Source organism: Microcoleus sp. D3_18_C4, from assembly GCF_036702355.1.
Lineage (GTDB): Bacteria > Cyanobacteriota > Cyanobacteriia > Cyanobacteriales > Microcoleaceae > Microcoleus.
On sequence record NZ_JAUBTF010000142.1, the window covers coordinates 1 to 4,252 of the forward strand.

General features: G+C 45.3%; 3 protein-coding genes. 1 reads left to right on the top strand and 2 read right to left on the bottom strand.

The window, feature by feature from the left end:
• Positions 1-83: 83 nt before the first annotated feature.
• A complete protein-coding gene (locus QUA90_RS30100) occupies positions 84-968 on the bottom strand; it encodes a 4-hydroxybenzoate solanesyltransferase (protein ID WP_333322677.1) in 885 nt (294 codons plus the stop codon).
• A 95-nt stretch (positions 969-1,063) separates the two neighbouring features.
• Here QUA90_RS30100 and QUA90_RS30105 point away from each other — a divergent pair, with 95 nt between their 5' ends.
• Entirely contained in the window at positions 1,064-2,680 is a 1,617-nt protein-coding gene (locus QUA90_RS30105; RefSeq protein WP_333322679.1) for a Ppx/GppA phosphatase family protein, read from the top strand.
• Between the two features lie 386 nt (positions 2,681-3,066).
• Here the strand turns inward: QUA90_RS30105 and QUA90_RS30110 are convergent, their stop codons facing one another.
• The gene (locus QUA90_RS30110) at positions 3,067-4,182 is read right to left on the bottom strand and encodes a calcium-binding protein (RefSeq protein ID WP_333448760.1); all 1,116 of its coding nucleotides are present in this window, start codon (positions 4,180-4,182) and stop codon (positions 3,067-3,069) included.
• Positions 4,183-4,252: the final 70 nt, after the last annotated feature.

Sequence of the window (4,252 nt, forward strand, 5' to 3'; positions counted from 1 at the left end):
AATTTAACAGGCTTCTCAATTCACCTATCATTTCCAGTTTGTTTTGTCAACTCCTGATACTGAACCGACGCCCTAGGCGGAGTCTAAAAAATCTCCCCAACAATCATCCCCGCCAATATGACAAACCCCACCCAAACATTTTGGCGAAAGATTTGACCATAAATTGGCTTAGGTATATCCGCTTTTCGGAGTTGAGTATATTGCAAAAGCCACAAAATCGCCGCCGCACAAATTGCCATCCAAAAACCAATATGCAAATGCAGATTAATTCCCATTGCTGCTAACAAACCGACAGTGCCAACAAAGAAAAAACCCACAGCATTAGCGGCATTATCCCCGAAAAATATCGCGCTGGAATTCACCCCCAAACGCAAATCGTCTTCCCGATCACTCATCGCATAAACTGTATCAAATCCCATCGTCCAAAAAACGACTGCACCCCACAGCAGCCAAGTCGCTAATTCTAATTCGTCAACCGCCGCAGTCCAACTAATTAAAACTGCAAAACCCCAGGCAATTGATAGCACTAATTGCGGCACTGGAAAGAATCTTTTGGCCAGCGGATAGCAGATAATTACTGGTACGGCGGCGACGCATAGCCAGAAGCTTAAAGGATTGAGATAAAAAGCGAGAATTGCCGCACAAGCAAAGGAAATTAAAGCAACTCCTATTCCAGTTTGCACGGTGAGGGCGCGGGATGCTAGGGGGCGCGATCGCGTTCTTTCTACTTCGGGATCGATATCGCGATCCCACAAGTCGTTGATGACGCATCCAGCCGCACTCGTGGCTAAGGTACCCAACACAATCACACCCACCAATGCTGCGGGCGGCCTCCCGTCTGCTGCTAAAAAGACGGCCCAGAGGGCTGGAATCATTAAAATGAGCCTTCCTGCTGGTTTGTCCCATCTCAAAAGCCTTACGACGGTTAGCAATGTGGATTCGGGTTGGCGATCGGGCTCTGTAAGCATTTTAATTTTAGATTGGAGATTTTTAATATTTTAAGCCGATGACTCAGTAAATTCATGGAATAATTAAAAATATCTGTCAACCCCGATACACTCCAATGGTTAATTCACTTGCTTCTGCGGAGTCAAATCGCATTATTGCTGCTATTGATATGGGTACTAACTCGTTTCACATGGTGGTGGCGCGGATCGATCCGAAATTTCCCGCGTTTACGATTATTGCTAGAGAAAAAGATACGGTTCGGTTGGGCGATTGTGAGGTTAAGACAGGGCGCTTGAAGTCCGAGGTTATGGAAAGGGCTCTTGCCACTCTGCGCCGTTTTCAAGATATTGCTAAAACTTTCAATGTCGAACAAATTATTGCTGTAGCTACGAGTGCGGTTCGGGAAGCCCCTAACGGGCGGGATTTTCTCCAACAAGTTGCTGAAGAATTAGACCTGAATGTGAGTTTAATTTCCGGTCAGGAAGAAGCGCGGAGAATTTATCTCGGCGTACTTTCGGGAATGGAGTTTAACAATCAGTCCCAGGTGATTATTGATATTGGAGGCGGTTCTACTGAGTTGATTTTAGGAGATAGTTCAGAACCTCGCTGTCTCACCAGTACAAAAATTGGTGCTGTTCGCCTAACAGGACAATTTGTCAAAACTGACCCGATTAGCAAGGAGGAGTTTGCTTATTTGCAAGCTTATATTCGGATTTCGCTGGAAAGACCGATCGACGAATTGCGCTCCCAATTCCATGCTGGCGAACCTTTGCGCTTGATTGGCACTGCTGGAACCATCGAAACTCTGGCCACAATTAACGCTCGCGAAAAGTTGGGAACAGTGCCGAGTCCCCTAGCCGGATATCAGTTAAGTTTAAAAGATTTGCGCGATTTAGTCAATCGCTTTCGCAAACTTTCTTATGCCGAAAGGTTGGCAATTCCGGGAATGTCGGACAAGCGGGCCGAAATTATTCTGGCAGGCGCTTTGATTTTGCAGGAAGCTATGATACTATTAGGAATTGAATCGCTCACTGTTTGCGATCGGTCTCTGAGAGAAGGCGTAATTGTTGACTGGATGCTGGCGCACGGTTTAATTGAAAACCGCTTACGCTATCAAGGTTCAATCCGCCAGCGTAGCATTCTCCACATGGCTAACAAATATCAAGTCAATTTAGAACAAAGCGAAAGAACTGCAGCATTTACTCTCAATTTCTTCGACCAAACTCAAGGAATTCTACACAACTGGGGAAGCGAAGAACGCGAGCTGCTGTGGGCGGCGGCAATTCTACACAACTGCGGTTTATACGTCAGCCATTCAGCGCACCACAAGCATTCTTACTATTTAATTCGCAATGGTGAGTTATTGGGCTACACTGAAACAGAGATTGAAGTCATTGCCAATTTAGCTCGCTATCATCGGAAAAATCCTCCTAAAAAGAAGCACGAAAATTTTATTATGCTTCCGAAAAAATACCGGGAACTCGTCAGTAAATTGCATCCTTTTCTGCGGTTAGCTGTGGCTTTAGACAGGCGGCAGATTGGCGCAATTTATGATTTTAAATGCGAATATCGCCCAGAAGTGAGAGAGTTTCACTTGCGCCTACAACCGCTCAATCGCGAAGACAATTGCGCTCTAGAAATGTGGAGTTTGGATTATAAAAAGCCGTGTTTTGAATATGAGTACAATCTCAAATTAGTGGCAACTTTGGAACCGAATCTGGTTCCGGTTTAAATACAAAGCCGAGCCTGGAAACGAGAGACTGTAGGGTGCGAAGTACGCACCCTACAGTTTCAACTTAACCCTAAGTCTAGTACCAATATTGTGTTTGACTCCATACTCCTCGCGATCGCCCTAGCCTGCCTTCAGAAGGCAGGGTGGATTAATTTTAGAGAGGATAAATCAATGCGATATGACTATTTGCTGACGCTATACGAAAGATTTAAGTAGTGTCTCATATCATGTCCGGTCGAGCGATCGCGATTTTTGTAGGGGCGGCTTCACCAACAATACCTGCAAATAATTGACAATCTCAAAAAACCGCCCCGACCGGGATATTATGGTTAATCGATCCTACATGATATTAGCCATCATTCTGATACAACCGGATTAGATATTATCTACAAACCAGGTAGCCCAATTACTGTAAAATCCTGTTGAGTGATGAGATTAGCTGATACGCCGTTGAGGCTAGCTAAGATTTGATCTGTGTTGGCAATTTTGATAAAAGTTGTGGTGTTTTCTTCAACTATGCTGAGTCGATCGACCGTTAACCCTCCCGTTAAAATTAATAAATCTTCACCTTGCCTAAAATCAGCGACTACATCGCGGCCTTTTCCCGCAGCCAAGAAAAAGTAATCCCGCCCGCTTCCCCCTTGCAGCGTATCGTTTCCGAAGTCTCCCATCAACCAGTCGTCGCCAATTCCCCCAATCAAAGTATCATCACCCTTACCCCCGTACAGAGTATCGCTACCGTCACCGCCGCACAATTGATCGGCATCTTGATTACCAAAAATTAAATCATTGCCGCTACCACCGCACAAATAATCTTTTTGATTGCTAGCATCCGTCGCGATATTGTCAATATCTCCGAAAATTGTATCCTCGCCATCGCCACCGCAGATGCTGTCATTTCCCAAATCCCCAAACAGCAAATCATTGCCAGAATCGCCGCAAATTATATCGTTATCTTTGCCGCCGTGTAAGGTATCATTGTCTTCGCCCCCAGCAAGAGTATCTTCGCTTTCTTGTCCGTATAAAACGTCGTTGCCGTTATTGCCAAAAAGCAAATCTTTTCCTGTCAAGTCACCGTCAGACGCATCAGAAGTGCCACCAAATAAACTGTCATTACCTTCATCGCCAAGTAGGGTATCGTTGCCTTTGTCGCCCCAAACTACGTCATTATCTTTGCCTGCGATCGCCACATCATGATCTTTACCCGCATAAATAATGTCATTCCCAGCGTGGCCGACAAGATAGTCGTTATTTTCGTTGCCAAATATAGTGTCGCTGTCTGCATCCGCGCCAACAGTAACTGGGCTAGCAAGGCCACCGTAAATATTGTCGTTGCCGAATAAGCCATTTAGCCAGTCGCTGCCGTTGAAACCGTTGATTATGTCATTAATATCGCTGCCGGTTAGAGTATCTTTACCGTCAGTACCGTTGAGGGTATTTTCAGGGATATTCGGGCCGGGAATGGAAGTGCGATCTGGTAAAGTGATTCGATCGCACATCATTCGTAACAAGTTAAGCTTGGATGGCAGTTGTCAAGGGGATTTGAGAAGATGCTTCAAAGAAAAAGTAGTC

Bases quoted from the DNA above. Each gene is read 5' to 3' on its own strand.
- QUA90_RS30110 (WP_333448760.1), bottom strand. From the start codon at position 4,182: ATGATGTGCGATCGAATCACTTTACCAGATCGCACTTCCATTCCCGGC.
- QUA90_RS30105 (WP_333322679.1), top strand. From the start codon at position 1,064: ATGGTTAATTCACTTGCTTCTGCGGAGTCAAATCGCATTATTGCTGCT.
- QUA90_RS30100 (WP_333322677.1), bottom strand. From the start codon at position 968: ATGCTTACAGAGCCCGATCGCCAACCCGAATCCACATTGCTAACCGTC.